General features: G+C 58.5%; 34 protein-coding genes. 32 read left to right on the forward strand and 2 right to left on the reverse strand.

Translation table 11 applies throughout. The features are described from left to right. The first annotated feature begins 38 nt into the window (after window positions 1-38). The 31 genes from rpsG to rplQ all read left to right on the forward strand — a co-directional run bounded on the left by rpsG (window position 39) and on the right by rplQ (window position 19,344). Window positions 39-509 (forward strand): 30S ribosomal protein S7, encoded by a 471-nt coding sequence (gene rpsG, locus ACIQUH_RS07375; protein WP_003507761.1) that lies wholly within the window; start codon window positions 39-41, stop codon window positions 507-509. Between the two features lie 34 nt (window positions 510-543). Next, window positions 544-2,643 (forward strand): elongation factor G, encoded by a 2,100-nt coding sequence (fusA, locus tag ACIQUH_RS07380; RefSeq protein ID WP_080834948.1) that lies wholly within the window; start codon window positions 544-546, stop codon window positions 2,641-2,643. A 65-nt stretch (window positions 2,644-2,708) separates the two neighbouring features. Continuing rightward, a complete protein-coding gene (tuf, locus tag ACIQUH_RS07385) occupies window positions 2,709-3,884 on the forward strand; it encodes an elongation factor Tu (RefSeq protein ID WP_400813409.1) in 1,176 nt (391 codons plus the stop codon). Between the two features lie 311 nt (window positions 3,885-4,195). After that, window positions 4,196-4,504 carry a 30S ribosomal protein S10 gene (gene rpsJ / locus ACIQUH_RS07390; protein ID WP_003507767.1) on the forward strand — a complete coding sequence of 103 codons (309 nt, stop codon included), beginning with the start codon at window positions 4,196-4,198 and terminating at the stop codon, window positions 4,502-4,504. A 204-nt stretch (window positions 4,505-4,708) separates the two neighbouring features. Beyond that, window positions 4,709-5,350, forward strand: a complete 642-nt coding sequence (gene rplC / locus ACIQUH_RS07395) for a 50S ribosomal protein L3 (protein WP_003507769.1) — start codon at window positions 4,709-4,711, stop codon at window positions 5,348-5,350. A gap of 12 nt (window positions 5,351-5,362) precedes the next feature. Continuing rightward, window positions 5,363-5,983: a 50S ribosomal protein L4 gene (gene rplD, locus ACIQUH_RS07400; RefSeq protein ID WP_003495173.1), complete on the forward strand. Its 621-nt coding sequence runs from the start codon at window positions 5,363-5,365 to the stop codon at window positions 5,981-5,983. After that, complete coding sequence (locus ACIQUH_RS07405) at window positions 5,980-6,273, forward strand: 50S ribosomal protein L23 (protein WP_003521003.1); 294 nt, start codon at window positions 5,980-5,982, stop codon at window positions 6,271-6,273. The genes rplD and ACIQUH_RS07405 overlap by 4 nt, the downstream gene beginning before the upstream one ends. 43 nt (window positions 6,274-6,316) lie before the next feature. Next, on the forward strand, window positions 6,317-7,153 hold the full coding sequence (gene rplB, locus ACIQUH_RS07410; RefSeq protein WP_003507771.1) for a 50S ribosomal protein L2: 837 nt from the start codon (window positions 6,317-6,319) through the stop codon (window positions 7,151-7,153). Between the two features lie 15 nt (window positions 7,154-7,168). Continuing rightward, a complete protein-coding gene (gene rpsS / locus ACIQUH_RS07415; RefSeq protein WP_003507772.1) occupies window positions 7,169-7,447 on the forward strand; it encodes a 30S ribosomal protein S19 in 279 nt (92 codons plus the stop codon). A 2-nt stretch (window positions 7,448-7,449) separates the two neighbouring features. Beyond that, window positions 7,450-7,839, forward strand: a complete 390-nt coding sequence (gene rplV / locus ACIQUH_RS07420; RefSeq protein ID WP_006313972.1) for a 50S ribosomal protein L22 — start codon at window positions 7,450-7,452, stop codon at window positions 7,837-7,839. Beyond that, complete coding sequence (rpsC, locus tag ACIQUH_RS07425) at window positions 7,839-8,570, forward strand: 30S ribosomal protein S3 (protein ID WP_003495188.1); 732 nt, start codon at window positions 7,839-7,841, stop codon at window positions 8,568-8,570. The genes rplV and rpsC overlap by 1 nt, the downstream gene beginning before the upstream one ends. A gap of 38 nt (window positions 8,571-8,608) precedes the next feature. Next, on the forward strand, window positions 8,609-9,022 hold the full coding sequence (rplP, locus tag ACIQUH_RS07430; RefSeq protein ID WP_003507774.1) for a 50S ribosomal protein L16: 414 nt from the start codon (window positions 8,609-8,611) through the stop codon (window positions 9,020-9,022). A gap of 12 nt (window positions 9,023-9,034) precedes the next feature. Then, entirely contained in the window at window positions 9,035-9,235 is a 201-nt protein-coding gene (gene rpmC, locus ACIQUH_RS07435) for a 50S ribosomal protein L29 (protein WP_003495193.1), read from the forward strand. A gap of 11 nt (window positions 9,236-9,246) precedes the next feature. Beyond that, complete coding sequence (gene rpsQ, locus ACIQUH_RS07440; RefSeq protein WP_077983837.1) at window positions 9,247-9,483, forward strand: 30S ribosomal protein S17; 237 nt, start codon at window positions 9,247-9,249, stop codon at window positions 9,481-9,483. A 234-nt stretch (window positions 9,484-9,717) separates the two neighbouring features. Beyond that, window positions 9,718-10,086, forward strand: coding sequence for a 50S ribosomal protein L14 (gene rplN, locus ACIQUH_RS07445; RefSeq protein ID WP_003495199.1), 369 nt, complete (start codon window positions 9,718-9,720; stop codon window positions 10,084-10,086). Window positions 10,087-10,098: 12 nt separating this feature from the next. Beyond that, on the forward strand, window positions 10,099-10,407 hold the full coding sequence (gene rplX, locus ACIQUH_RS07450) for a 50S ribosomal protein L24 (protein WP_003521006.1): 309 nt from the start codon (window positions 10,099-10,101) through the stop codon (window positions 10,405-10,407). Next, window positions 10,400-10,954, forward strand: coding sequence for a 50S ribosomal protein L5 (gene rplE / locus ACIQUH_RS07455; RefSeq protein ID WP_003495201.1), 555 nt, complete (start codon window positions 10,400-10,402; stop codon window positions 10,952-10,954). The genes rplX and rplE overlap by 8 nt, the downstream gene beginning before the upstream one ends. Window positions 10,955-10,987: 33 nt before the next feature. Further along, a complete protein-coding gene (rpsN, locus tag ACIQUH_RS07460; protein WP_400813424.1) occupies window positions 10,988-11,293 on the forward strand; it encodes a 30S ribosomal protein S14 in 306 nt (101 codons plus the stop codon). Between the two features lie 12 nt (window positions 11,294-11,305). Then, window positions 11,306-11,704, forward strand: coding sequence for a 30S ribosomal protein S8 (rpsH, locus tag ACIQUH_RS07465; protein ID WP_004442588.1), 399 nt, complete (start codon window positions 11,306-11,308; stop codon window positions 11,702-11,704). Window positions 11,705-11,747: 43 nt separating this feature from the next. Continuing rightward, window positions 11,748-12,281, forward strand: coding sequence for a 50S ribosomal protein L6 (gene rplF, locus ACIQUH_RS07470; RefSeq protein ID WP_003495204.1), 534 nt, complete (start codon window positions 11,748-11,750; stop codon window positions 12,279-12,281). A 12-nt stretch (window positions 12,282-12,293) separates the two neighbouring features. After that, window positions 12,294-12,656, forward strand: a complete 363-nt coding sequence (gene rplR, locus ACIQUH_RS07475) for a 50S ribosomal protein L18 (RefSeq protein WP_269340884.1) — start codon at window positions 12,294-12,296, stop codon at window positions 12,654-12,656. 197 nt (window positions 12,657-12,853) lie between these two features. Beyond that, window positions 12,854-13,423, forward strand: a complete 570-nt coding sequence (gene rpsE / locus ACIQUH_RS07480) for a 30S ribosomal protein S5 (protein ID WP_003495208.1) — start codon at window positions 12,854-12,856, stop codon at window positions 13,421-13,423. Between the two features lie 11 nt (window positions 13,424-13,434). Beyond that, the gene (rpmD, locus tag ACIQUH_RS07485) at window positions 13,435-13,641 is read left to right on the forward strand and encodes a 50S ribosomal protein L30 (RefSeq protein ID WP_003495212.1); all 207 of its coding nucleotides are present in this window, start codon (window positions 13,435-13,437) and stop codon (window positions 13,639-13,641) included. 16 nt (window positions 13,642-13,657) lie between these two features. Next, window positions 13,658-14,137 (forward strand): 50S ribosomal protein L15, encoded by a 480-nt coding sequence (gene rplO, locus ACIQUH_RS07490; RefSeq protein ID WP_003521009.1) that lies wholly within the window; start codon window positions 13,658-13,660, stop codon window positions 14,135-14,137. Window positions 14,138-14,355: 218 nt separating this feature from the next. Then, window positions 14,356-14,523, forward strand: a complete 168-nt coding sequence (locus ACIQUH_RS07495; protein ID WP_400813428.1) for a hypothetical protein — start codon at window positions 14,356-14,358, stop codon at window positions 14,521-14,523. After that, window positions 14,468-15,808, forward strand: coding sequence for a preprotein translocase subunit SecY (gene secY / locus ACIQUH_RS07500; protein WP_004442582.1), 1,341 nt, complete (start codon window positions 14,468-14,470; stop codon window positions 15,806-15,808). Before ACIQUH_RS07495 ends, secY begins: the two co-directional genes overlap by 56 nt. Beyond that, the gene (locus ACIQUH_RS07505; protein ID WP_269340890.1) at window positions 15,805-16,395 is read left to right on the forward strand and encodes an adenylate kinase; all 591 of its coding nucleotides are present in this window, start codon (window positions 15,805-15,807) and stop codon (window positions 16,393-16,395) included. Before secY ends, ACIQUH_RS07505 begins: the two co-directional genes overlap by 4 nt. Before the next feature lie 303 nt (window positions 16,396-16,698). Continuing rightward, on the forward strand, window positions 16,699-17,067 hold the full coding sequence (rpsM, locus tag ACIQUH_RS07510) for a 30S ribosomal protein S13 (RefSeq protein ID WP_003516122.1): 369 nt from the start codon (window positions 16,699-16,701) through the stop codon (window positions 17,065-17,067). A gap of 137 nt (window positions 17,068-17,204) precedes the next feature. Continuing rightward, window positions 17,205-17,594, forward strand: a complete 390-nt coding sequence (gene rpsK / locus ACIQUH_RS07515; RefSeq protein ID WP_003521013.1) for a 30S ribosomal protein S11 — start codon at window positions 17,205-17,207, stop codon at window positions 17,592-17,594. Between the two features lie 195 nt (window positions 17,595-17,789). Beyond that, a complete protein-coding gene (locus ACIQUH_RS07520; protein ID WP_003495228.1) occupies window positions 17,790-18,800 on the forward strand; it encodes a DNA-directed RNA polymerase subunit alpha in 1,011 nt (336 codons plus the stop codon). 118 nt (window positions 18,801-18,918) lie between these two features. Next, the gene (rplQ, locus tag ACIQUH_RS07525; protein ID WP_400813431.1) at window positions 18,919-19,344 is read left to right on the forward strand and encodes a 50S ribosomal protein L17; all 426 of its coding nucleotides are present in this window, start codon (window positions 18,919-18,921) and stop codon (window positions 19,342-19,344) included. A 375-nt stretch (window positions 19,345-19,719) separates the two neighbouring features. Here the strand turns inward: rplQ and msrQ are convergent, their stop codons facing one another. Both msrQ and msrP read right to left on the reverse strand, forming a co-directional pair. Further along, window positions 19,720-20,385, reverse strand: a complete 666-nt coding sequence (msrQ, locus tag ACIQUH_RS07530) for a protein-methionine-sulfoxide reductase heme-binding subunit MsrQ (RefSeq protein WP_400813432.1) — start codon at window positions 20,383-20,385, stop codon at window positions 19,720-19,722. A 2-nt stretch (window positions 20,386-20,387) separates the two neighbouring features. After that, window positions 20,388-21,329, reverse strand: a complete 942-nt coding sequence (gene msrP, locus ACIQUH_RS07535; protein WP_400813434.1) for a protein-methionine-sulfoxide reductase catalytic subunit MsrP — start codon at window positions 21,327-21,329, stop codon at window positions 20,388-20,390. A gap of 312 nt (window positions 21,330-21,641) precedes the next feature. On the opposite strand from msrP, the gene ilvD reads away from it, so the two are divergent. Next, window positions 21,642-23,477, forward strand: coding sequence for a dihydroxy-acid dehydratase (ilvD, locus tag ACIQUH_RS07540; RefSeq protein ID WP_400813435.1), 1,836 nt, complete (start codon window positions 21,642-21,644; stop codon window positions 23,475-23,477). The last annotated feature ends 370 nt before the right edge of the window (window positions 23,478-23,847 follow it).

A 23,847-nucleotide genomic window follows, 5' to 3' on the forward strand; every position in this document is an offset into this window, starting at 1 on the left:
GCGTGGTAAAGCGTCAATAACATTGAGAGACAAAGAATATGTCCCGTCGCCATAGTGCAGAAAAGCGTGAGATCAACCCGGATCCGAAGTTCGGCGATCTGGTCGTCACCAAGTTCATGAACGCCATCATGCTTCACGGCAAGAAGTCGGTCGCAGAAAGCATCGTTTACGGCGCATTCGACGTCGTTCAGGGCAAGACGAAGCAGGAGCCGCTCGGCGTGTTCCATTCGGCCCTCGACAACGTTGCTCCGCACGTTGAAGTGCGTTCGCGCCGCGTTGGTGGTGCCACGTATCAGGTTCCGGTCGACGTTCGCCCCGAGCGCCGTCAGGCTCTGGCCATCCGCTGGCTGATCACCGCTGCGCGCAAGCGCAACGAAACGACCATGGTCGATCGCCTTTCCGGCGAACTCATGGACGCTGCGAACAACCGCGGTTCTGCTGTCAAGAAGCGCGAAGACACGCACAAGATGGCCGACGCCAACCGCGCATTCTCGCATTACCGCTGGTAATCTTAACCGGTCGCATATCGAAAGGCAGTCCATTATGGCTCGCGAATATAAAATCGAAGACTACCGCAATTTCGGTATCATGGCGCATATCGACGCCGGCAAGACGACGACCACCGAGCGTATTCTTTATTACACCGGTAAGTCGCACAAGATCGGCGAAGTTCATGATGGCGCTGCCACGATGGACTGGATGGAGCAGGAGCAGGAGCGTGGTATCACCATCACCTCCGCAGCCACCACGACCTTCTGGAAGGGTCGCGACGGCAAGATGCGCCGCTTCAACATCATCGACACCCCCGGCCACGTCGACTTCACCATTGAAGTCGAGCGTTCGCTGCGCGTTCTCGACGGCGCCATCGCACTGCTCGACGCCAACGCCGGTGTGGAGCCGCAGACGGAAACCGTCTGGCGTCAGGCTGAGAAGTATCATGTTCCGCGCATGATCTTCTGCAACAAGATGGACAAGACCGGCGCTGACTTCTACCGCTCGGTAGAAATGATCAAGACCCGTCTCGGCGCCATCGCCGTCGTCATGCAGCTGCCGATCGGCGCTGAGACCGAGTTCAAGGGCGTTATCGACCTGATCGAGATGAACGCACTCATCTGGCGCGACGAATCGCTCGGCGCCCAGTGGGACGTCGTCGAAATTCCCGATGACATGAAGGCCAAGGCTGACGAATATCGCGAAAAGCTGATCGAGACTGTTGTCGAGATCGACGAAGAAGCGATGGAAGACTACCTGAACGGCATCATGCCCGACAACGACAAGATCCGTGCGCTCGTTCGCCGCGGCACCATCGACGTGAAGTTCCACCCGATGTTCTGCGGTACCGCGTTCAAGAACAAGGGCGTTCAGCCGCTTCTCGACGCTGTTGTCGACTACCTGCCTTCTCCGTTGGACATTCCGGCGATCAAGGGCATCGACTTCAAGACCGAAGCCGAGATCGAGCGTCATGCCGACGACAGCGAGCCGCTTTCCATGCTCGCGTTCAAGATCATGAACGACCCCTTCGTCGGTTCGCTGACGTTTGCGCGCATCTACTCGGGCAAGCTCGAAAAGGGTACGTCGGTCATCAACACGGTCAAGGACAAGCGCGAGCGCGTCGGCCGTATGCTGCAGATGCACTCCAACTCGCGTGAAGACATCGAAGAAGCCTTTGCAGGCGACATCGTTGCTCTGGCCGGCCTCAAGGAAACCACCACTGGCGATACGCTCTGCGATCCGCTGAAGCCGGTTATCCTCGAGCGCATGGAATTCCCCGAGCCGGTCATCCAGATCGCGATCGAGCCGAAGACCAAGGGCGACCAGGAAAAGATGGGCCTTGCGCTCAACCGTCTGGCTGCTGAAGATCCTTCGTTCCGCGTCAAGACCGACGAAGAGTCCGGTCAGACGATCATCGCAGGCATGGGCGAACTTCACCTCGACATTCTCGTTGACCGTATGCGTCGCGAGTTCAAGGTTGAAGCGACCGTCGGTGCTCCGCAGGTTGCCTACCGCGAAACCATCACGCGTCAGCACGAAGAAGACTACACGCACAAGAAGCAGTCCGGTGGTACCGGTCAGTTCGCTCGCGTGAAGATCATCTTCGAACCGAACCCCGAAGGCGAAGACTTCAAGTTCGAATCGAAGATCGTCGGTGGTGCTGTTCCGAAGGAATACATCCCGGGCGTTCAGAAGGGTATCGAAAGCGTTCTGTCTTCCGGTCCGCTGGCTGGCTTCCCGATGCTTGGCGTCAAGGCGACGCTCATCGACGGTGCATTCCACGATGTTGACTCGTCGGTTCTCGCCTTCGAAATCGCATCGCGTGCCTGCTTCCGTGAAGCAGCCAAGAAGGCTGGTGCACAGCTTCTCGAGCCGATGATGAAGGTCGAAGTCGTAACGCCGGAAGACTATGTCGGCGACGTTATCGGCGACCTGAATTCCCGTCGTGGTCAGATCCAGGGCCAGGAAAGCCGTGGTATCGCCGTTGTCATCAACGCGCATGTTCCGCTCGCGAACATGTTCAAGTACGTCGACAACCTGCGCTCCATGTCGCAGGGTCGCGCTCAGTACTCGATGACGTTCGACCACTATTCGCCGGTTCCGTCGAACGTGGCGCAGGAAATCCAGGCAAAGTACTCCGGTCAGAAGTGATCGGGGTACGCCCCACCGAATTTTGAAGATTATTCCCGTCAAGGGACAAGAATGGAGAGCCACTAATGGCAAAGAGCAAGTTTGAGCGCAATAAGCCGCACGTCAACATTGGCACGATCGGTCACGTCGACCACGGCAAGACGTCGTTGACTGCTGCGATCACGAAGTATTTCGGCGAGTTCAAGGCGTATGACCAGATCGACGCCGCGCCTGAAGAGAAGGCTCGTGGTATCACGATTTCGACGGCCCACGTTGAGTATGAGACGCCTGCCCGTCACTACGCACACGTTGACTGCCCCGGCCACGCCGACTACGTGAAGAACATGATCACCGGTGCTGCGCAGATGGACGGCGCGATCCTGGTTTGCTCGGCAGCCGACGGCCCGATGCCGCAGACCCGCGAGCACATCCTGCTTGCCCGTCAGGTTGGCGTTCCGGCAATCGTCGTGTTCCTCAACAAGGTCGACCAGGTTGACGACGCCGAGCTTCTCGAGCTCGTCGAGCTTGAAGTTCGCGAACTTCTGTCGTCCTACGACTTCCCGGGCGACGATATCCCGATCATCAAGGGTTCGGCTCTTGCCGCTCTTGAAGATTCTGACAAGAAGATCGGTGAAGACGCGATCCGCGAGCTGATGGCTGCGGTTGACGCCTACATCCCGACGCCTGAGCGTCCGATCGACCAGCCGTTCCTGATGCCGATCGAAGACGTGTTCTCGATCTCGGGCCGTGGTACGGTTGTGACGGGTCGCGTTGAGCGCGGTATCGTCAAGGTTGGTGAAGAAGTCGAGATCGTCGGCATTCGTCCGACCTCGAAGACGACGGTTACCGGCGTTGAAATGTTCCGCAAGCTGCTCGACCAGGGCCAGGCTGGCGACAACATCGGCGCACTGGTTCGCGGTGTTAACCGTGACGGCGTCGAGCGTGGTCAGATCCTGTGCAAGCCGGGTTCGGTGAAGCCGCACAAGAAGTTCAAGGCAGAAGCCTACATCCTGACGAAGGAAGAAGGCGGCCGTCATACGCCGTTCTTCACGAACTACCGTCCGCAGTTCTACTTCCGCACGACGGACGTAACGGGCATCGTTACGCTTCCGGAAGGCACGGAAATGGTTATGCCTGGCGACAACGTGACCGTTGACGTCGAGCTGATCGTTCCGATCGCGATGGAAGAAAAGCTGCGCTTCGCTATCCGCGAAGGCGGCCGTACCGTCGGCGCCGGCATCGTCGCTTCGATCGTCGAGTAATTTCGACCGTTGAAATTCTGACTGGCGGCGGTGTGAACAGCACCGCCGCCGGCCTTTTGATAAAAAGCCTGGCGGCGTTGCATTTTTAGTGCTTGAAAAATTCGGTGAAAACGCGTAAACGCGCACTCACATTCACCGCTGGATTCGCAAGCGATTGCGGAACGCGGTGTTTTTAGCAATACAGACTACCGAAATGATTGGGGTGCGACGCGCATCTCTCTCGATTTTTGAAAATCTGCGGCGCCACGATCAATAGAAGTTCATGTGTTTCCGCGTGCGGAAACGAATAACAAAGAACAAGGACAAGACGAATGAACGGCCAGAATATCCGTATCCGCCTCAAGGCGTTCGATCACCGGATCCTCGATGCCTCTACCCGTGAAATCGTGTCGACCGCAAAGCGCACCGGCGCCAGCGTTCGCGGCCCGGTTCCGCTCCCCACCCGCATCGAAAAGTTTACCGTCAACCGCTCTCCTCACGTGGACAAGAAGAGCCGTGAACAGTTCGAAATGCGGACGCACAAGCGTCTTCTCGATATCGTTGACCCCACCCCGCAGACTGTCGATGCTCTGATGAAGCTCGACCTCGCTGCCGGCGTTGACGTGGAAATCAAGCTCTAAGACCCGGCCCGATCCATCCAAGGTGAGGGCTGAAGTAACAAGGCCGGACTTCACCTTTGGGTGAAGGCCAATAACAAGGAAGGTACGTGGAGCAATCCAACGACTTCCAAACCGGAGACCGGAAACATCGTGAGATGTCGAAGGGCACTCCTTAACAAAGGCCAGAGAGGGTTTTCCCTTCAAGGCTCGCAAGAGGATGAACCAATGCGTTCAGGTGTGATTGCACAGAAAGTGGGTATGACACGCGTCTATAACGACGCAGGTGAACATATCCCTGTAACAGTATTGCGACTGGATAACGTACAAGTCGTTGCCCAGCGCACGGAAGACAAGAATGGCTACACCGCAGTTCAGCTCGGTGCCGGCCAGTCCAAGGTCAAGAACACGACGAAGGCGCTTCGCGGTCACTTTGCCGCTGCCAATGTCGAACCGAAAGCCAAGCTCGTCGAGTTCCGGGTTTCCCCCGAGAACCTGATCGACATCGGTGCAACACTGACCGCAAATCATTTTCAGTCCGGCCAGCTGGTCGACGTCACTGGAACCACGATCGGTAAAGGTTTTGCCGGTGCTATGAAGCGTCACAACTTCGGTGGTGGCCGCGCTTCGCACGGTAACTCCGTATCGCACCGTGCACACGGTTCGACCGGTAACAACCAGGATCCGGGCCGCGTCTGGAAGGGCAAGCGCATGGCTGGTCATATGGGCCAGACGCGCGTTACGACCCAGAACCTCGAAGTCGTTTCGACCGATGAAGACCGTGGCCTCATCCTCGTGAAGGGTGCAGTTCCCGGCTCGAAGGGTTCCTGGATCATCGTCCGCGACGCCGTCAAGTCGGCTGCGAAGTAAGGGAGCCTTATCATGGAATTGAACGTCAAGACCCTCGAGGGAAAAGACGCCGGCAAGGTTTCTCTGTCGGATGAGATCTTCGGCCTCGACCCCCGCCAGGACATTCTGGCCCGCATGGTTCGCTGGCAGCTTGCAAAGAAGCAGCAGGGAACCCACAAGTCCAAGAACCGGTCGGAAGTTTCCCGCACCGGCGCGAAGATGTACAAGCAGAAGGGTACGGGCCGCGCTCGTCACCATTCGGCTCGCGCACCGCAGTTCCGCGGCGGCGGCAAGGCCCACGGCCCGGTCGTTCGCAGCCACGCCCATGACCTTCCCAAGAAGGTTCGTGCGCTCGCTCTGCGTCACGCCCTGTCTGCAAAGCTGAAGGCTGAAGAACTGATCATCGTCGATCAGCTCGTCGCGTCCGAAGCAAAGACCAAGGCTCTGCTGGGCAGCTTCGCTTCGCTTGGCCTGACCAACGCTCTCGTCATCGGCGGCGCCGAACTTGATGGTAACTTCAAGCTCGCTGCTCAGAACATCCCGAACGTGGACGTTCTGCCGGTTCAGGGCATCAATGTTTACGACATCCTGCGCCGTGGCAAGCTGGTGCTTTCCAAGGCTGCTGTAGAGGCTCTGGAGGAGCGGTTCAAATGACGGATCTTCGCCACTACGATGTGATCGTATCTCCTTCGATCACGGAAAAGTCGACGCTGGTATCCGAACAGAACCAGGTCGTATTCAACGTCGCCAAGAACGCTTCCAAGCCTGAAATCAAGGCTGCCGTGGAAGCTCTCTTCGGCGTCAAAGTCACGGCTGTGAACACGCTTATCCGCAAGGGTAAGACCCGTCGTTTCCGTGGGTTCGCCGGTAAGCTTAAGGACGTCAAGAAAGCCGTCGTTACGCTCGCCGAAGGTCAATCCATCGACGTGTCCACCGGACTCTAAAGGTTAGGCCCAAGCGGGCAAAGACCCAAAAGGGAACAAGAATATGGCATTGAAAAGTTTCAATCCGACCACGCCGAGCCAGCGTCAGCTGGTTATCGTGGACCGCGCTTCGCTCTACAAGGGCAAGCCGGTAAAGGCTCTCACCCAGGGCCTCAGCTCCAAGGGTGGCCGTAACAACCAGGGCCGGATCACCGTCCGTTTCCAGGGTGGCGGTCACAAGCGGACCTACCGTCTGGTTGACTTCAAGCGTCGCAAGTTCGACGTTGAAGGCACCGTTGAACGTCTGGAATACGACCCCAACCGCACCGCGTTCATCGCGCTGGTTACGTATACCGACGGCGAACAGGCTTACATTCTCGCGCCACAGCGTCTCGCTGCCGGTGACAAGGTGATCGCCTCCGACAAGGCAGTGGACGTGAAGCCCGGCAACACCATGCCGCTTCAGTACATTCCGGTTGGTTCGATCATCCACAACGTCGAGATGAAGCCGGGCAAGGGCGGTCAGATCGCTCGCTCCGCCGGTACGTATGTCCAGCTCGTCGGCCGCGATGCCGGTATGGCCATCCTGCGTCTCAACTCGGGCGAACAGCGTCTGGTGCACGGCTCCTGCCTCGCATCGATCGGCGCTGTTTCGAACTCGGATCACGGCAACATCAACGACGGCAAGGCTGGTCGTTCGCGTTGGCGTGGCAAGCGTCCGCACGTTCGCGGCGTCGTCATGAACCCGGTCGACCACCCGCACGGTGGTGGTGAAGGTCGCACGTCGGGTGGTCGCCACCCGGTTACTCCGTGGGGCAAGCCCACGAAGGGCAAGCGCACCCGTTCGAACAAGTCGACCGACAAGTTCATCATGCGCTCGCGCCATCAGCGTAAGAAGTAAGAGAGGTAGTCACTAATGGCTCGTTCAGTATGGAAAGGTCCGTTTGTTGACGGCTATCTTCTCACCAAGGCTGAGAAGGTGCGCGAGAGCGGACGTAACGAAGTAATCAAGATCTGGAGCCGTCGCTCCACGATCCTGCCGCAGTTCGTTGGTCTGACCTTCGGCGTCTACAACGGCAGCAAGCATGTGCCCGTCTCGGTCAACGAAGACATGGTCGGACACAAGTTCGGTGAATTCTCTCCGACCCGTACCTATTACGGTCACGGCGCGGACAAGAAGGCAAAGAGGAAGTAATCATGGCGAAGGCTAAGACCGAACGCCGGCTGAAGGACAATGAGGCTCAGGCCATTGCCCGTACGCTCCGCGTCAGCCCCCAGAAACTGAACCTGGTTGCCGCTCTTATCCGTGGCAAGAAGGTTGATCGCGCTCTCGCCGAGCTCGAATTCTCCCGCAAGCGCATTGCAGGCACCGTCAAGAAGACGCTCGAATCTGCAATTGCCAATGCGGAAAACAACCATGACCTCGACGTCGACGCTCTCGTCGTCGCCGAGGCCTATGTTGGCAAGTCCATCACCATGAAGCGTTTCCACGCTCGTGGCCGTGGTCGTGCTTCCCGCATTGAAAAGCCGTTCGCTCACCTCACGATCGTTGTTCGTGAAGTTGAGGAAAAAGGGGAGGCCGCATAATGGGTCAGAAAATCAATCCGATCGGCTTCCGCCTCGGCATCAACCGTACCTGGGACAGCCGCTGGTACGCTGACACCGCTGAATACGGCAAGCTGCTGCATGAAGACCTGAAGATCCGGGCTTACCTGATCAAGGAACTCAAGCAGGCCGGCATCGCCAAGGTCGTCATCGAGCGTCCGCACAAGAAGTGCCGCGTTACGATCCACTCGGCTCGTCCGGGTCTGATCATCGGCAAGAAGGGTGCAGACATCGAGAAGCTTCGCAAGAAGCTTTCCGAGATGACCAACTCCGAAACGCACCTCAACATCGTTGAAGTGCGCAAGCCGGAAATCGACGCGACGCTGGTTGCCCAGTCGATCGCTCAGCAGCTCGAGCGCCGCGTGGCTTTCCGCCGTGCGATGAAGCGCGCTGTTCAGTCCGCAATGCGTCTTGGCGCCGAAGGCATCAAGATCACCTGCGGCGGTCGTCTTGGTGGTGCGGAAATCGCTCGTACCGAATGGTACCGCGAAGGTCGCGTTCCGCTGCACACGCTGCGTGCGGACATCGACTACGGCACGGCCGAAGCTGAAACCGCATTCGGCATCTGCGGCATCAAGGTCTGGATCTTCAAGGGCGAAATCCTTGAGCACGATCCGATGGCTTCTGAGCGTCGCGGTCTCGAAGGCGACGCACAGGGCCCTGCAAGCCGTGAGCGTGGCGATCGTCCCGATCGTCGTCGCGAAAACGCTTGATTGACGCTGGCGAAAGATAAGCTCGGAGAAGTAAGAAAATGTTGCAGCCAAAGCGTACTAAGTACCGTAAGCAGTTCAAGGGACGCATCAAGGGCGTCGCCAAGGGCGGCTTTGACCTGGCATTCGGTGAATTCGGCTTGAAGTCGCAGGAACCGAACCGCGTGAATGCACGCGAGATCGAAGCGGCCCGCCGCGCGATCACGCGTTACATGAAGCGCGCAGGTCGTGTGTGGATCCGCGTATTCCCCGACGTTCCGGTTACGGCCAAGCCGACCGAAGTTCGTATGGGTAAGGGCAAGGGTTCGGTCGATTACTGGGCATGCAAGGTCAAGCCCGGTCGTATGATGTTCGAGATCGACGGTGTTACCGAGGAGATCGCCCGTGAGGCGCTTCGTCTCGGCGCTGCCAAGCTCTCGGTCAAGACGCGCTTCGTACAGCGCATCGCAGAGTAAGGAGCAAGGCACATGAAAGCCGATGAAGTTCGCGGCCTCAGCGCCGACCAGCTCAAGGACAAGCTCGCCGATCTGAAGAAGGAGCAGTTCAACCTGCGCTTCCAGAAGGCAACTGGCCAGCTGGAGAAGTCCTCGCGCATCAACGAAGTCCGCAAGGACATCGCCCGCGTTAAAACCATTGCCCGCCAGAAGGCGGCAGAAGCCAAGGCCTAAGGAAGAATAATATGCCGAAACGCATTCTGCAGGGCGTCGTAGTGTCCGACAAGAACGAGAAGACTGTCGTGGTCCGGGTTGAGCGTCGATTCGCTCACCCGCTCATGCAAAAGACCGTTCGTCGTTCGAAGAAGTACAAGGCGCACGACGAAAACAATCAGTATAAGGTCGGCGATGTCGTTTCCATCGAGGAATGCGCACCGATTTCCAAGGACAAGCGCTGGACGGTCGTTTCCGCCCAGGCTTAATTTCATCAGAATCGCGCCAGGTCTCTTGTACTTGGCGCGGAATCCTGTATGAAGCAGCGCAAGGACGCTCGTGACCCGGGCGTCTTTTGCTTTGATGCGCACGGAAGGTCCTTCGGGAAACCACCCTGTCACGACATTTCCGCGCAAAAAAAGAGATATTCATAAGCTGGGGCAGGGGGCTCGCTCGGGAGAGTTTGCCCAACCGTTCCGGTAACAACAAGAAGGCGACCTGACATGATTCAGATGCAAACAAACCTCGACGTGGCGGATAATTCCGGCGCACGTCGTGTCATGTGCATCAAGGTGCTGGGCGGCTCGAAGCGCAAATATGCTTCTGTTGGCGACATTATTGTCGTTTCCATCAAGGAAGCTATTCCGCGCGGCCGCGTCAAGAAGGGCGACGTGATGAAGGCGGTTGTCGTGCGCACCGCCAAGGACATCCGCCGCGCTGACGGCAGCGTCATCCGTTTCGATAACAACGCAGCCGTTCTTATCGACAACAAGAAAGAGCCCATCGGCACCCGTATCTTCGGACCGGTTCCGCGCGAACTTCGCGCCAAGAACCACATGAAGATCATCTCGCTGGCTCCGGAAGTACTGTAAGGAGCGAATGCGATGCAGAAGATTCGTAAAGGCGACAAGGTTGTCGTATTGACCGGTAAGGACAAGGGCCGTACCGGCGAAGTAATCCAGGTTTTGCCGAAGGAAGATCGGGCCGTTGTGCGTGGCGTCAACATGGTGAAGCGTCACCAGCGCCAGACCCAGGCCCAGGAAGCCGGCATCATCAACAAGGAAGCATCCTTGCACATCTCCAACATCGCCATCGTCGACAAGGATGGCAAGCCGACCCGCGTTGGCTTCTCGGTTGTGGATGGCAAGAAGGTCCGCGTGGCCAAGCGTTCGGGAGAAGTGATCGATGGCTGATAAGTACGAGCCGCGTCTCAAGACGGAATACGTTTCCCGTATCCGTGGCGCCATGCAGGAGAAGTTCTCCTACGCGAACGTCATGATGATCCCGAAGCTTGAAAAGATCGTGATCAACATGGGCGTCGGCGAAGCAACCGCCGACTCCAAGAAGCCCACCATCGCTGCCGGTGACCTGGCTGCGATTGCCGGCCAGAAGCCGGTCGTTACCCGCGCTCGCAACTCGATCGCAGGTTTCAAGGTTCGCGAAGGCATGCCGATCGGTGCGAAGGTTACCCTTCGTGGCGCCCGCATGTACGAATTCCTTGATCGTCTGGTCAACATCGCGCTGCCGCGCGTTCGCGACTTCCGGGGCCTGAACCCGAAGAGCTTTGACGGCCGTGGCAACTTCGCCATGGGCATCAAGGAACACATTGTGTTCCCTGAGATCAACTACGATAAGGTTGATCAGATGTGGGGCATGGACATCATCGTTTGCACGACGGCGACGTCGGACGACGAAGCTCGGGCTCTGCTGACAGAGTTCAACTTCCCGTTCCGTCACTAACCGTAACGACGAGCGTAGAAAAGGAACTCCGATATGGCGAAAACAAGCGCAGTTGAAAAGAACAAGCGCCGCCGCAAGTCGGTCGCCCAGCAGGCCGCCAAGCGCGCCGCACTGAAGGCGATCGTGATGAACCAGTCCCTTCCGATCGAAGAGCGGTTCAAGGCCACCCTGAAGCTCGCTTCGCTGCCGCGTGACGGCTCGAAGACGCGTATCCGCAACCGCTGCGAAGTAACGGGCCGTCCGCGCGCGTTCTATCGCAAACTCAAGATGTCGCGTATCGCGCTTCGTGAGCTGGGCAATTCCGGCAAGGTGCCGGGCATTGTCAAGTCGAGCTGGTAAGGAGACGGGCACATGACCATGACTGATCCTTTGGGTGATATGCTCACCCGCATCCGCAATGGTGCTGCTCGCCGCAAGTCTTCGGTAAGCACGCCTGCTTCCAGCCTGCGCGCACGCGTTCTCGACGTGCTGCAGTCTGAAGGCTACATCCGCGGTTATTCCAAGGTCGATTTCGAAAACGGCAAGTCCGAATTCACGATCGAGCTGAAGTACTACGAAGGCGCGTCGGTGATCCGTGAGATCGGCCGCGTGTCCAAGCCGGGCCGCCGGGTTTATGTCTCGGTAAAGTCCATTCCGCAGGTCGCGAACGGCCTCGGCATCACCATCCTTTCGACCCCGAAGGGCGTGATGGCCGATCACCAGGCTCGCGAACAGAACGTTGGTGGCGAGGTTCTTTGCTCGGTCTTCTAAGACCCGAGCAAGGATCTCCATAACGAACAGACAGGATTGAATAATGTCTCGTATCGGTAAAAAGCCCGTTCCGGTTCCCGCAGGTGTGACGGCCAATGTCGACGGCCAGAAGGTCACTGCGAAGGGCCCGAAGGGCGAGCTGTTTTTCGTCGCTAACGACGACATCCAGCTGAAGCTCGAAGATAACGGCGTTTCCGTAACGCCGGCAAACGGCACCAAGGAAGCTCGTTCGAAGTGGGGCATGTCCCGCACGATGATCGAGAACATCTTCAAGGGTGTTAAGGACGGCTATGAGCGCAAGCTCGAAATCAACGGCGTTGGTTACCGTGCCGCCATGCAGGGCAAGAACCTGCAGCTGGCTCTCGGCTTCTCCCACGACGTTGTTTACGAGCCGCCGGTCGGCATCACCATTGCCGTTCCGAAGCCGACGGAAATCATCGTTTCCGGCATCAACAAGCAGCAGGTTGGCCAGGTAGCCGCGGAAATCCGCGAATACCGCGGTCCCGAGCCCTACAAGGGCAAGGGCGTGAAATACGCTGAAGAGCGTATTGTCCGCAAAGAAGGCAAGAAGAAGTAAGGATCACGCGAAATGGCTAGCAGGAAAGAAGCACTTGCACGTCGCGCGAGCCGTGTGCGCCGCCAGATCAAGGCGGTTGCCAACGGCCGCCCGCGCCTGTCGGTTCATCGCTCGTCGAAGAACATCTACGCCCAGATCATCGATGACGTTGCTGGCAAGACGCTTGCGTCTGCCTCCACGCTCGAAGCCGATCTGCGCGGCTCGCTCAAGACCGGCGCCGACGTTGCAGCAGCAAGCGTTGTCGGCAAGCTGGTTGCCGAGCGCGGCGTCAAGGCTGGCGTCAAGGATGTCGTATTCGACCGTGGCGCGTTCATCTATCACGGCCGCATCAAGGCCCTGGCAGACGCTGCCCGCGAAGGCGGTCTGAACTTCTGAGTGAATGACCCTTTCGATTTTTTGAAATCGAAAGAAAGGATCATGCACCAACCAAGATGCTGCAGCGCTTCTTGCGCTGCAGTTTCCGCCCGGACAATGATCCGGGCGGAATTTCACCGGGCCATGCGGATCTCTTCATCGAGGCCGCTGGTCTTTTCGTTTGCCGTTCCACCCGTAAAAGAAAAAGGACAAGGACAATGGCACAGGAAAAAAGAGGTTCTCGCGACGATCGCCAGAACCGTGAAGAGCGCGATAGCGAATTCGTCGACAAGCTGGTCGCGATCAACCGCGTTGCAAAGGTTGTTAAGGGTGGCCGTCGTTTCGGTTTCGCCGCTCTCGTCGTCGTTGGCGACCAGAAGGGCCGCGTTGGCTTCGGTCACGGCAAGGCTCGTGAAGTGCCGGAAGCGATCCGCAAGGCAACCGAAAGCGCAAAGCGCGATCTGATCTTCGTTCCGCTGCGCGATGGCCGCACTCTGCACCACGACGTCAATGGCCGTCACGGCGCAGGTAAGGTTCTGCTGCGTTCGGCCAAGGCCGGTACCGGTATCATCGCCGGTGGTCCGATGCGCGCCGTTTTCGAAACGCTCGGCGTTCATGACGTTGTTGCGAAGTCGACCGGTTCGTCGAACCCGTACAACATGGTTCGCGCCACGTTCGACGCTCTGAAGCATCAGGTTCATCCGAAGGACATCGCTGCACAGCGCGGTCTGAAATATGCGACCCTTCAGGCTCGTCGTGCCGCTTCCGGCAACGCTTCTGAAGAATAAGGAGCTGGATCATGGCCAAGAAAACTACTGAAGCCAAGAAGACTGTCACGGTCGAACAGATCGGCAGCCCTATTCGCCGCCCGGCAATCCAGCGTCAGACGCTGGTCGGTCTGGGTCTCAACAAGATGCATCGTCAGCGCACCCTGGAAGACACTCCGGCGGTTCGCGGCATGATCCGTGCGGTCCAGCATCTCGTTCGCGTCGTTGACGAGAAGTGAGACGGAGTAACCTATCATGAAACTCAATGAAATCAGAGACAACGAAGGCGCCTCCAAGGATCGTATCCGCGTAGGTCGCGGTATCGGTTCCGGCAAGGGCAAGACCGGTGGTCGCGGTGTGAAGGGTCAGAAGGCTCGTTCCGGCGTCGCCATCAACGGCTTCGAAGGCGGTCAGATGCCCATCTACCGTCGTCTGCCGAAGCGCGGTTTCAACAACATCTTCGCTTCCGAATATGTTGTCGTATCGCTCGGCCGCATTCAGACCGCCATCGACGCCAAGAAGCTTGACGCTTCCGCAACGATCGATGCTGCTGCTCTCAAGGCTGCCGGCGTTATCCGCCGCGCCAAGGACGGCGTACGCATTCTCGCCGACGGCGAGCTGAAGGCCAAGGTAGCTTTCGAAGTTGCCGGCGCTTCCAAGCCCGCAATCGAAAAGATCGAAAAGGCTGGCGGCTCGATCAAGCTTCTCGCAGTTGCAGCAGAAGCCGCCGAGTAATATATAGACTTCAGACGCCCGGGGCATCGTCGCTCCGGGCGTTTGCGCTCCCTGGCCACTGGTGCTTTCGATCTAAATCGATTTATAGAGGCATCAGGGCAATCTCTTCGCGGTGTGCTTTCACGGCCCCGCTTGCGGCAGAAAGTGCTGCAGGGAGAGCCTCACAGTTCTTGAACTTCCGTAGGGGAGGGGATAGGACATAAAAAACAGGGTGAGGCATGATGGCGGCCAAGAGCCGCGTTCGTCCGAAGCCCGGTTTTGACCAGTATCTTTTAGACCTTTCCGCATTGGCCGGTGTTGCTGGCTGGCAAGGGTCATTCGGAGAAATTTATGGCTTCAGCAGCGGAACAACTGGCTTCGAACCTGAATTTTTCGACCTTCGCTAAGGCGGAGGATCTGAAAAAGCGTCTCTGGTTTACTCTTGCCGCACTTCTCGTCTACCGTCTCGGCACCCATATTCCGCTTCCGGGCCTGAACCCCGAAGCCTATGCGCAGGCCTTCCGTGGCCAGGCCAACGGTATTCTCGGTCTTTTCAACATGTTTGCGGGTGGCGCTGTCGAGCGCATGGCGATCTTCGCCCTCGGCATCATGCCTTACATCTCCGCTTCGATCATCGTGCAGCTCATGACCTCGGTCGTGCCCTCGCTCGAAGCGTTGAAGAAGGAAGGCGAAGCCGGCCGCAAGATCATCAACCAGTACACCCGCTACGGCACGGTGCTGCTCGGCACGCTGCAGGCCTATGGCATTGCGGTCGGCCTTGAAAGCGGCAACGGCCTCGTGGTCGATCCGGGCTGGTTCTTCCGCATTTCCACCGTCATCACGCTGCTCGGCGGCACGATGTTCCTGATGTGGCTCGGCGAGCAGATCACCTCGCGCGGTATCGGCAACGGTATTTCGCTGATCATCTTCGCGGGCATCGCCGCAGGCCTGCCCAAGGCTCTTGCCGGCACGCTGGAACTCGGACGTACCGGTGCGCTTTCGACCCCGCTCATCCTGACGGTCGTCGTGGTCGCTATCGGCGTCATTGCCCTCATCGTCTTTGTGGAGCGCGCCCAGCGGCGCCTGTTGATCCAATATCCGAAGCGACAGGTCGGCAACCGGATGTTCCAGGGCGATACCTCGCATCTGCCGCTGAAGCTCAACACGGCCGGCGTCATTCCCGCGATCTTCGCATCGTCGCTTCTGCTTCTGCCGGCAACGGCTGCGGGTTTTGCCGGTAACACCAACCTGCCGACATGGGCGACCTCGATCATCGCGTCGCTGCAGCACGGCCAGCCGCTGTTCATGGCGCTCTACGGCCTGCTGATCGCGTTCTTCGCCTTCTTCTACACGGCTATCGTCTTCAATCCGAAGGATACGGCCGACAATCTCAAGAAGCATGGCGGCTTCATTCCGGGTATCCGTCCGGGTGAGCGCACTGCGGAGTACATCGATTACGTCCTGACCCGCATCACCGTGGTCGGCGCGATTTATCTGGTCTTCGTCTGTATCCTTCCTGAGACACTTATCGCACGTACGGGCATTCCATTAGCCCTTGGTGGTACTTCGCTTTTGATCGTTGTCAGTGTAACTCTGGATACGGTTGCGCAGATTCAGGGTCACCTGATCGCCCAGCAGTATGAAGGTCTGATCAAGAAGTCGAAGTTGCGTGGAGGAAAGAGGGGACGATGAGACTGATATTTTTGGGTCCGCCGGGTGCGGGCAAGGGAACCCAGGCCAAGCGGCTGACTGACAAATACGGGATCCCGCAGCTTTCCACCGGTGACATGCTGCGCGCTGCGGTCAGCGCGGGCACCGAAATCGGCAAGCGCGCCAAGGCCGTCATGGATGCCGGCGGGCTCGTTTCCGACGATATCGTCAATCAGATCGTTTCCGAACGCATCGAAGCTGCTGACTGTGCCAAGGGCTTTATTCTCGACGGCTATCCGCGCACCGTTCCGCAGGCCAAGGCGCTTGCCGACAACATGCGGAAGAAGAATCTGGTCCTCGATGCCGTCATCGAACTGAAGGTGGACGAAGAGGCGCTGATTCGCCGAATCGAAAACCGCGTGGCTGAAACCATTGCCGCCGGCGGCACGGTTCGCTCGGATGACAATCCGGAAGCCTTCCGCAAGCGCCTGACGGAATATCGCGAAAAGACCGCGCCGCTGTCCGCCTATTACAGCGAACAGGGCGAGCTGGTGACGCTGGATGGCATGGCCGATGTCGATGCCGTCACCGAGGCCATCGAGCGCGTTCTCGAGAAAGCCTCTGCCTGATCGAGGGAATGGATGGGTGAGGACTGTTGCGTTCTTGCCCATGTTCCTTTTTCGAAGGGCGGCTGATCCTTTGGATCGTAAAAGAATCTTGGCGGAGCCGGTTGCTTTTTTGCGCTGATTCCGTTAAACACCGCGCCAACTCGCGACATCCCAAGCGACTGGCGCGGATTTCCCTTAGGGAAGGGAGATCCGGGTTCGGTCGTTTTGACTTGTCACGGACACCAATTTGAACTGGCGGTCTTGTCGGCCGCTCAAATGGAATCACCACTTGCCGGATGGCAACTGGAACCAAGGAGAAAAGACGTGGCACGTATCGCTGGCGTCAACATCCCGACTGCGAAGCGCGTTGTTATTGCGCTGACCTACATTCACGGGATTGGTCCGAAATTCGCGCAGGAAATCATGGACAAGGTCGGTCTTCCGGCTGACAAGCGCGTTCATCAGCTGACGGATGCTGAAGTTCTTCAGATCCGCGAAGCCATCGACCGCGACTACCAGGTCGAAGGTGACCTGCGTCGTGAGACCTCGATGAACATCAAGCGTCTGATGGACCTCGGTTGCTACCGCGGCCTGCGTCACCGTCGTGGCCTTCCGGTCCGCGGTCAGCGCACGCACACCAACGCCCGCACCCGCAAGGGTCCGGCGAAGGCTATCGCTGGTAAGAAGAAGTAATTTTCCGGTTCTCCGGAAAGGGGAGGCTGGTGCAGTCCGCGCCAGCCTTTCTGAGTTTGGCGTGAGGCTCCGATGGGGCTGATCGCCGGTGTAGCCGCTGGTGTTACGGCGGTGAAGAGATCAATGAAAGGTATAAAATGGCCAAGGAAGCCGCACGTATTCGCCGTCGCGAACGTAAAAACATCACGTCGGGCGTCGCGCACGTCAACTCGACCTTCAACAACACGATGATCACCATCACCGACGCACAGGGCAATGCTATTGCCTGGTCGTCCGCTGGTGCCAAGGGCTTCAAGGGTTCGCGCAAGTCGACCCCGTTCGCTGCCCAGATCGCTGCTGAAGATTGCGCGAAGAAGGCTCAGGAACACGGCATGAAGTCGCTTGAAGTTGAAGTTTGCGGTCCGGGTTCCGGCCGTGAATCGGCACTTCGCGCTCTGCAGGCTGCCGGTTTCATGATCACTTCCATTCGCGACGTGACGCCGATCCCGCACAATGGTTGCCGTCCGCGCAAGAAGCGCCGCGTCTGACGCGACCGTGGTTCGGAAATTCCGCCTTACCTCAGGTCTGGCGGAATTTTCGTGTATCTGGCGTGTGCGCGTCGATTTCGATCGGCGGACTTGCGCTCAAGAACCCACTGATGAACCACTGAATTAGGTTCCTCTCGGTGTTTTCATGCTCGGTCCGTCACGATTGGATGGTGGCGGCGAACGGAAGGTTTAAAGATGATTCAGAAGAACTGGCAGGAACTTATCAAGCCGAACAAGGTCGAGTTCACCTCGTCCAGCCGCACCAAGGCAACGCTGGTTGCCGAGCCGCTGGAGCGTGGTTTCGGTCTTACCCTCGGCAACGCGCTGCGTCGCGTTCTGTTGTCTTCTCTGCGTGGTGCCGCTGTAACGGCCGTGCAGATCGACGGTGTCCTGCACGAATTCTCCTCCATCCCCGGCGTTCGGGAAGATGTGACGGATATCGTGCTCAACATCAAGGAAATCGCCATCAAGATGGATGGCGACGATTCCAAGCGCATGGTCGTGCGCAAGCAGGGCCCGGGTGCCGTGACCGCTGGTGACATCCAGACGGTTGGCGACATCGAGATCCTGAACCCCGACCACGTGATCTGCACGCTCGACGATGGCGCTGAAATCCGCATGGAATTCACCGTCAACAACGGCAAGGGTTACGTACCGGCTGAGCGCAACCGCGCGGAAGATGCCCCGATCGGCCTCATTCCGGTGGACAGCCTCTATTCTCCGGTCAAGAAAGTGTCCTACAAGGTGGAAAACACCCGTGAAGGCCAGGTTCTCGACTATGACAAGCTGATCATGACGATCGAGACCAACGGTTCGGTTTCCGGCGAAGACGCCGTTGCCTTCGCCGCTCGCATTCTTCAGGACCAGCTGGGCGTCTTCGTCAACTTCGACGAGCCGCAGAAGGAAGCAGAAGAAGAATCGGTTACCGAACTCGCGTTCAACCCGGCGCTTCTCAAGAAGGTCGACGAGCTCGAGCTGTCCGTTCGTTCGGCAAACTGCCTGAAGAACGACAACATCGTTTATATCGGCGACCTGATCCAGAAGACCGAAGCCGAAATGCTCCGCACGCCGAACTTTGGTCGCAAGTCGCTGAACGAAATCAAGGAAGTTCTCGCTTCCATGGGTCTGCACCTCGGCATGGAAGTGCCGGCATGGCCGCCTGAGAACATCGAAGATCTCGCAAAGCGTTACGAAGACCAATACTAACAAACAAGAAGGCAGACCTTAAAGACTGCCTTTCCCCGTCAAACAGCAGATAAGTCATCTGCATGTGCCAGGAAACGGCAGGCCTTAGAGAAGGAACCTGCGTAGAAGGAGAATAGCAATGCGCCACGGTAATTCAGGCCGCAAGCTCAATAGAACCGCCAGCCACCGCAAGGCAATGTTTGCCAACATGGCTGCTTCGCTCATCACCCATGAGCAGATCGTCACCACGCTTCCGAAGGCGAAGGAAATTCGCCCGATCGTTGAGAAGCTCGTCACCCTCGGCAAGCGCGGCGACCTGCACGCTCGTCGTCAGGCGATTTCGCAGATCAAGGATCAGGACGCCGTTCGCAAGCTGTTCGACGCGATCGCTTCGCGTTACGCAACCCGCAATGGCGGCTACCTGCGTATCATGAAGGCCGGCTACCGCCAGGGCGACAATGCCGCTCTCGCCGTCATCGAATTCGTCGAGCGCGACGTTGATGCCAAGGGCGCAGCCGACAAGGCACGCGTTGCCGCTGAAGCTGCTGCTGCCGAAGCTGCATAAGCTCTGACGCCGTTCAGGCGTCACTAGTTAAAAAGCCGGGTGAGAGATCACCCGGTTTTTTTGTGTTTGTGATGGTCTTTGTCTTGAGATGCGTTCTGCTGCAGTAAACGATGCAAAAGGCCGGAATGGCGAAATGTGAGCTTTCAGGACATTGATCATTCATTCATAGCGGGCCGAAGGTACGTGGGGCTTTACCCCCCTCTGCCCTGCCGGGCATCTCCCCCTCAAGGGGGGAGATCGGCAAGCAGTGCAATCACCACTTCATTCGCCAACGTCGAGATGGGCGCGACCTTGCCGCATGTCGATCTCCCCCCTTGAGGGGGAGATGCCCGGCAGGGCAGAGGGGGGTAGAGCCCCATGCGTCTCGGGCCGCTGTCACATCTGGCGTTTACCAGATAGAGACCTGTCGGCAGCCCGAGCGCCTCGCTTCCGCGCCATAATCGACGGCCGCACCAGCCTATAGCCCAGCAACACCACCATCGTGCTGATATAAAACACCGGTTCCAGCGTGATCGACTTCCGCGCCAGCACGAAATGCAGCACGCCGACGATGAGCACGAGATAAACGAGTTTATGCAGCGTGTTCCAGCGGCTGCCAAGTTTGCGGATGGACCAGCGGTTGGAGGTAAGCGCCAGCGGGATCAGCATGATCAGCCCCGCCATGCCGAACATGATATAGGGGCGCTTCAGAATATCGCTGGCGATGGAGCCGAGCATCAGGCCGCGATCCAGCACCAGATAGACGGTGAAATGGGCGAGCACATAATAAAAGGCGATCAGGCCCAGCGCCCGGCGATAGGCGATGAGATTGATGTTGAAGAGATCGCGCAGCGGTGTCACCAGCAGGCCGAGGCAGAGAAAGCGCAACGCCCAGATGCCGAGCAGGTGCTCGAAATCCTTGACCGGGTTGAAGCCGAGGCTGCCGGTTGCGGCGAGGTAGAAATACCAGAGGCCCGGACAGAGGCCGATCACATACAGCGACCAGATGGCCGCCGGCTGGTAACGCTTCGGCAGCGAGGGAAGGGGCAGGGCAAAAGCCATGGTCAATAATTCGCCTTCAGGTCCATGCCCGCATAAAGACTCGCGACGTCGTCATAACCGTTGAACATCAGGGTGGGGCGGTTCTGCGTGCCGAAAAAGCCGCCTTCGCCGATGCGCTGTTCCGTCGCCTGGCTCCAGCGCGGATGATCCACATGCGGATTGACGTTGGAGTAGAAGCCATATTCGCGGGCGTTGGAATTTTTCCAGGTCGTTTCCGGTTGTTTCTCGGTGAGCGAAATGCGGACGATGGATTTGATGCCCTTGAAACCGTATTTCCACGGGACGACAAGGCGGATCGGTGCGCCGTTCTGGTTCGGCAGGGTCTCGCCATAGAGCCCGACGGCGAGAATGGTGAGCGGATGGCGCGCTTCATCAAGACGCAGGCCCTCGACATAAGGCCAGGACAGAGGCTGGAACAAGCCGCTTTGGCCGGGCATTTCGTCGGGCCGCACGACGGTCTCGAAGGAAACGTATTTCGCGCTGCCCAGCGGCTCCACCTTGTCGAGAAGGCTGGCGAGCGGGAAACCGATCCACGGAATGACCATCGACCAGCCTTCGACGCAGCGCATACGATAAGTGCGCTCCTCCAGTGGATATTTCATCAGCTCTTCAATGCCGAATTCCTGTGGTTTGGAAACGAGGCCATCCACCTTCACCGTCCAGGGGGCCGGCTTGAACTTGCCGGAATTTTCCTTCGGGTCGGATTTGCCGACGCCGAATTCGTAGAAATTATTATAGCTGGTAACAGCGTCGAGCGGGGTGAGCTTCTCATCCAGCTTATAGGCGCCGGGTTTTGCGGAAAGCGGCGCGGCAATGGCCTCGCGCCCGGCCAGCCCTATGGCAGCAAGACCTGCCGCCGTTCCGAGAAAGCCGCGTCGGGACAGATAAAAGGATTTGGGCGTTATCTCTGACGACGCGATATGGGGCGGACGATAGGCGGGCATAAAAACCTCCACAAAAGCCGGGTGCATCGGCGATAAATCGATTATGATAGCCAATACGGTCGCTGCACAGATATGTTTCAGCGCTCTCAGGAAAAACAGTGCTGAACAGGTGGAAATCGCGCATTTGTGATGGCATGTCCTTTTTCAGCGGAGCCGAAGAGGGGCGTACCGTACCGAACCGTACTGTTTTGCCGCAAGGTGACAGTGACAGGGCTTGCGGTTTGCGCTAGAAAAACCGCAAAATAGGGCGAAAGGCCGTTTTGACCGCGCTGCGGAAGACGCGTCTTCGCCCAAGAGATTGAGGAAAACACCATGCCAGCCTATCGCTCCAGAACGACAACCCACGGCCGCAACATGGCGGGCGCGCGCGGCCTTTGGCGCGCCACCGGCATGAAGGACAGCGATTTCGGCAAGCCGATCATCGCGGTGGTCAATTCCTTCACCCAGTTCGTGCCGGGCCATGTGCATCTGAAGGATCTCGGCCAGCTGGTTGCCCGCGAAATCGAAGCGGCCGGCGGTGTCGCCAAGGAATTCAACACCATCGCGGTCGATGACGGTATCGCCATGGGCCATGACGGTATGCTCTATTCGCTGCCGTCGCGCGAGATCATCGCGGATTCGGTGGAATATATGGTCAATGCCCATTGCGCCGATGCGATGGTTTGCATTTCCAACTGCGACAAGATCACCCCCGGCATGCTGAATGCGGCGATGCGCCTCAACATCCCCGCCGTCTTCGTGTCCGGCGGCCCGATGGAGGCCGGCAAGGTCGTCCTGCATGGCAAGACGGTCGCGCTCGATCTGGTGGACGCCATGGTGGCTGCCGCCGACGACAAGGTCTCCGACGAGGACGTCAAGGTCATCGAGCGTTCGGCCTGCCCGACCTGCGGTTCCTGTTCCGGCATGTTCACCGCCAATTCGATGAACTGTCTGACCGAGGCGCTGGGTCTCTCGCTGCCCGGCAACGGTTCGACGCTCGCCACCCATTCCGATCGCAAGCGTCTCTTTGTCGAGGCCGGCCATCTGATCGTCGATCTGGCGCGCCGTTATTACGAGCAGGAGGACGAAACCGTCCTGCCGCGCACCATCGCCAACAAGGCGGCGTTCGAAAACGCCATGTCGCTGGATATCGCCATGGGCGGCTCCACCAATACGGTGCTGCATATTCTGGCGGCGGCGCATGAGGGCGGCGTCGATTTCGGCATGGAAGACATCGACCGTCTTTCCCGCAAGGTTCCCTGCCTTTCCAAGGTTGCGCCTGCCAAGCAGGACGTGCACATGGAGGACGTTCACCGCGCCGGCGGCATCATGCGTATTCTCGGCGAGCTGGAACGCGGTGGGCTCATCAATCGCGATACCTATACCGTTCACGAGGCGACGCTGGGCGACGCCATCGACCGCTGGGACATCACCCGTACCAACAGCGAGACGGTGCGTCAGTTCTTCAAGGCGGCTCCTGGCGGCGTGCCGACGCAGGTGGCCTTCAGCCAGTCCTCGCGCTGGGACGATCTCGATACGGACGGCGAAAACGGCGTCATCCGCTCGGTTGAAAAGCCTTTCTCCAAGGATGGCGGTCTCGCCGTGCTTTACGGCAACATCGCGCTCGACGGCTGCATCGTGAAGACGGCGGGTGTCGATGAATCCATCCTGAAATTCAATGGTTCGGCAGTGGTCTATGAAAGCCAGGATGCAGCCGTGAAGGGCATTCTCGGCAACGAGGTCAAAGCCGGTGACGTCGTCGTCATCCGTTATGAAGGGCCGAAGGGCGGGCCGGGCATGCAGGAAATGCTCTATCCGACCAGCTATCTGAAATCCAAGGGCCTCGGCAAAGCCTGCGCGCTGATCACCGATGGCCGTTTTTCGGGTGGTACCTCGGGTCTTTCCATCGGCCACGCCTCGCCGGAAGCGGCGCAGGGCGGTGCCATCGGCCTCGTGCGCCAGGGCGACCTGATCGAGATCGACATTCCGAACCGCACCATCAACCTGAAGGTCACCGATGCGGAACTGGCTTCGCGCCGGGCCGAGCAGGAAGAAAAGGGCTGGAAGCCGGAAGCACCGCGCAAGCGCAATGTCACGACGGCGCTGAAGGCCTATGCCGCCTTTGCGTCAAGCGCTGACAAGGGTGCTGTGCGGATTCTGCCGGAGTAAGCTGTCGTTCAGACGGTTTCCGGTGGAGGGCGAAGTCATCCTCGCCCTTGAGGCGAGAATCCACAGGCCGCTAACGTCATGGGATCCTCGGGTCAAGCCCGAGGATGACGTTGAGGCGGGGGCGGATTTGTCGTCCCAATCAGCCGCTCTTTCGGGCGGCTTTTTGCTGTCATTTCGGTGGCTGTAGCTTCGCGGTTCAGAAACAGATTCAATTGCCTCAGAGGATGATTCCCCAAACGCGGGCAACATGCTGTTTTCCATTCATAAATTCGCACGCCTTCAACTACTTGCTCGCCATCCTAGCAGTCACATTGGAGTGATGTTCGGTCACCAGACCTTTTCCAACGTGGCGCGATGCCTAACTTCAGCA

The sequence above is a fragment of the Agrobacterium sp. NPDC090283 genome (assembly GCF_044769685.1).
Taxonomy (GTDB): domain Bacteria; phylum Pseudomonadota; class Alphaproteobacteria; order Rhizobiales; family Rhizobiaceae; genus Agrobacterium.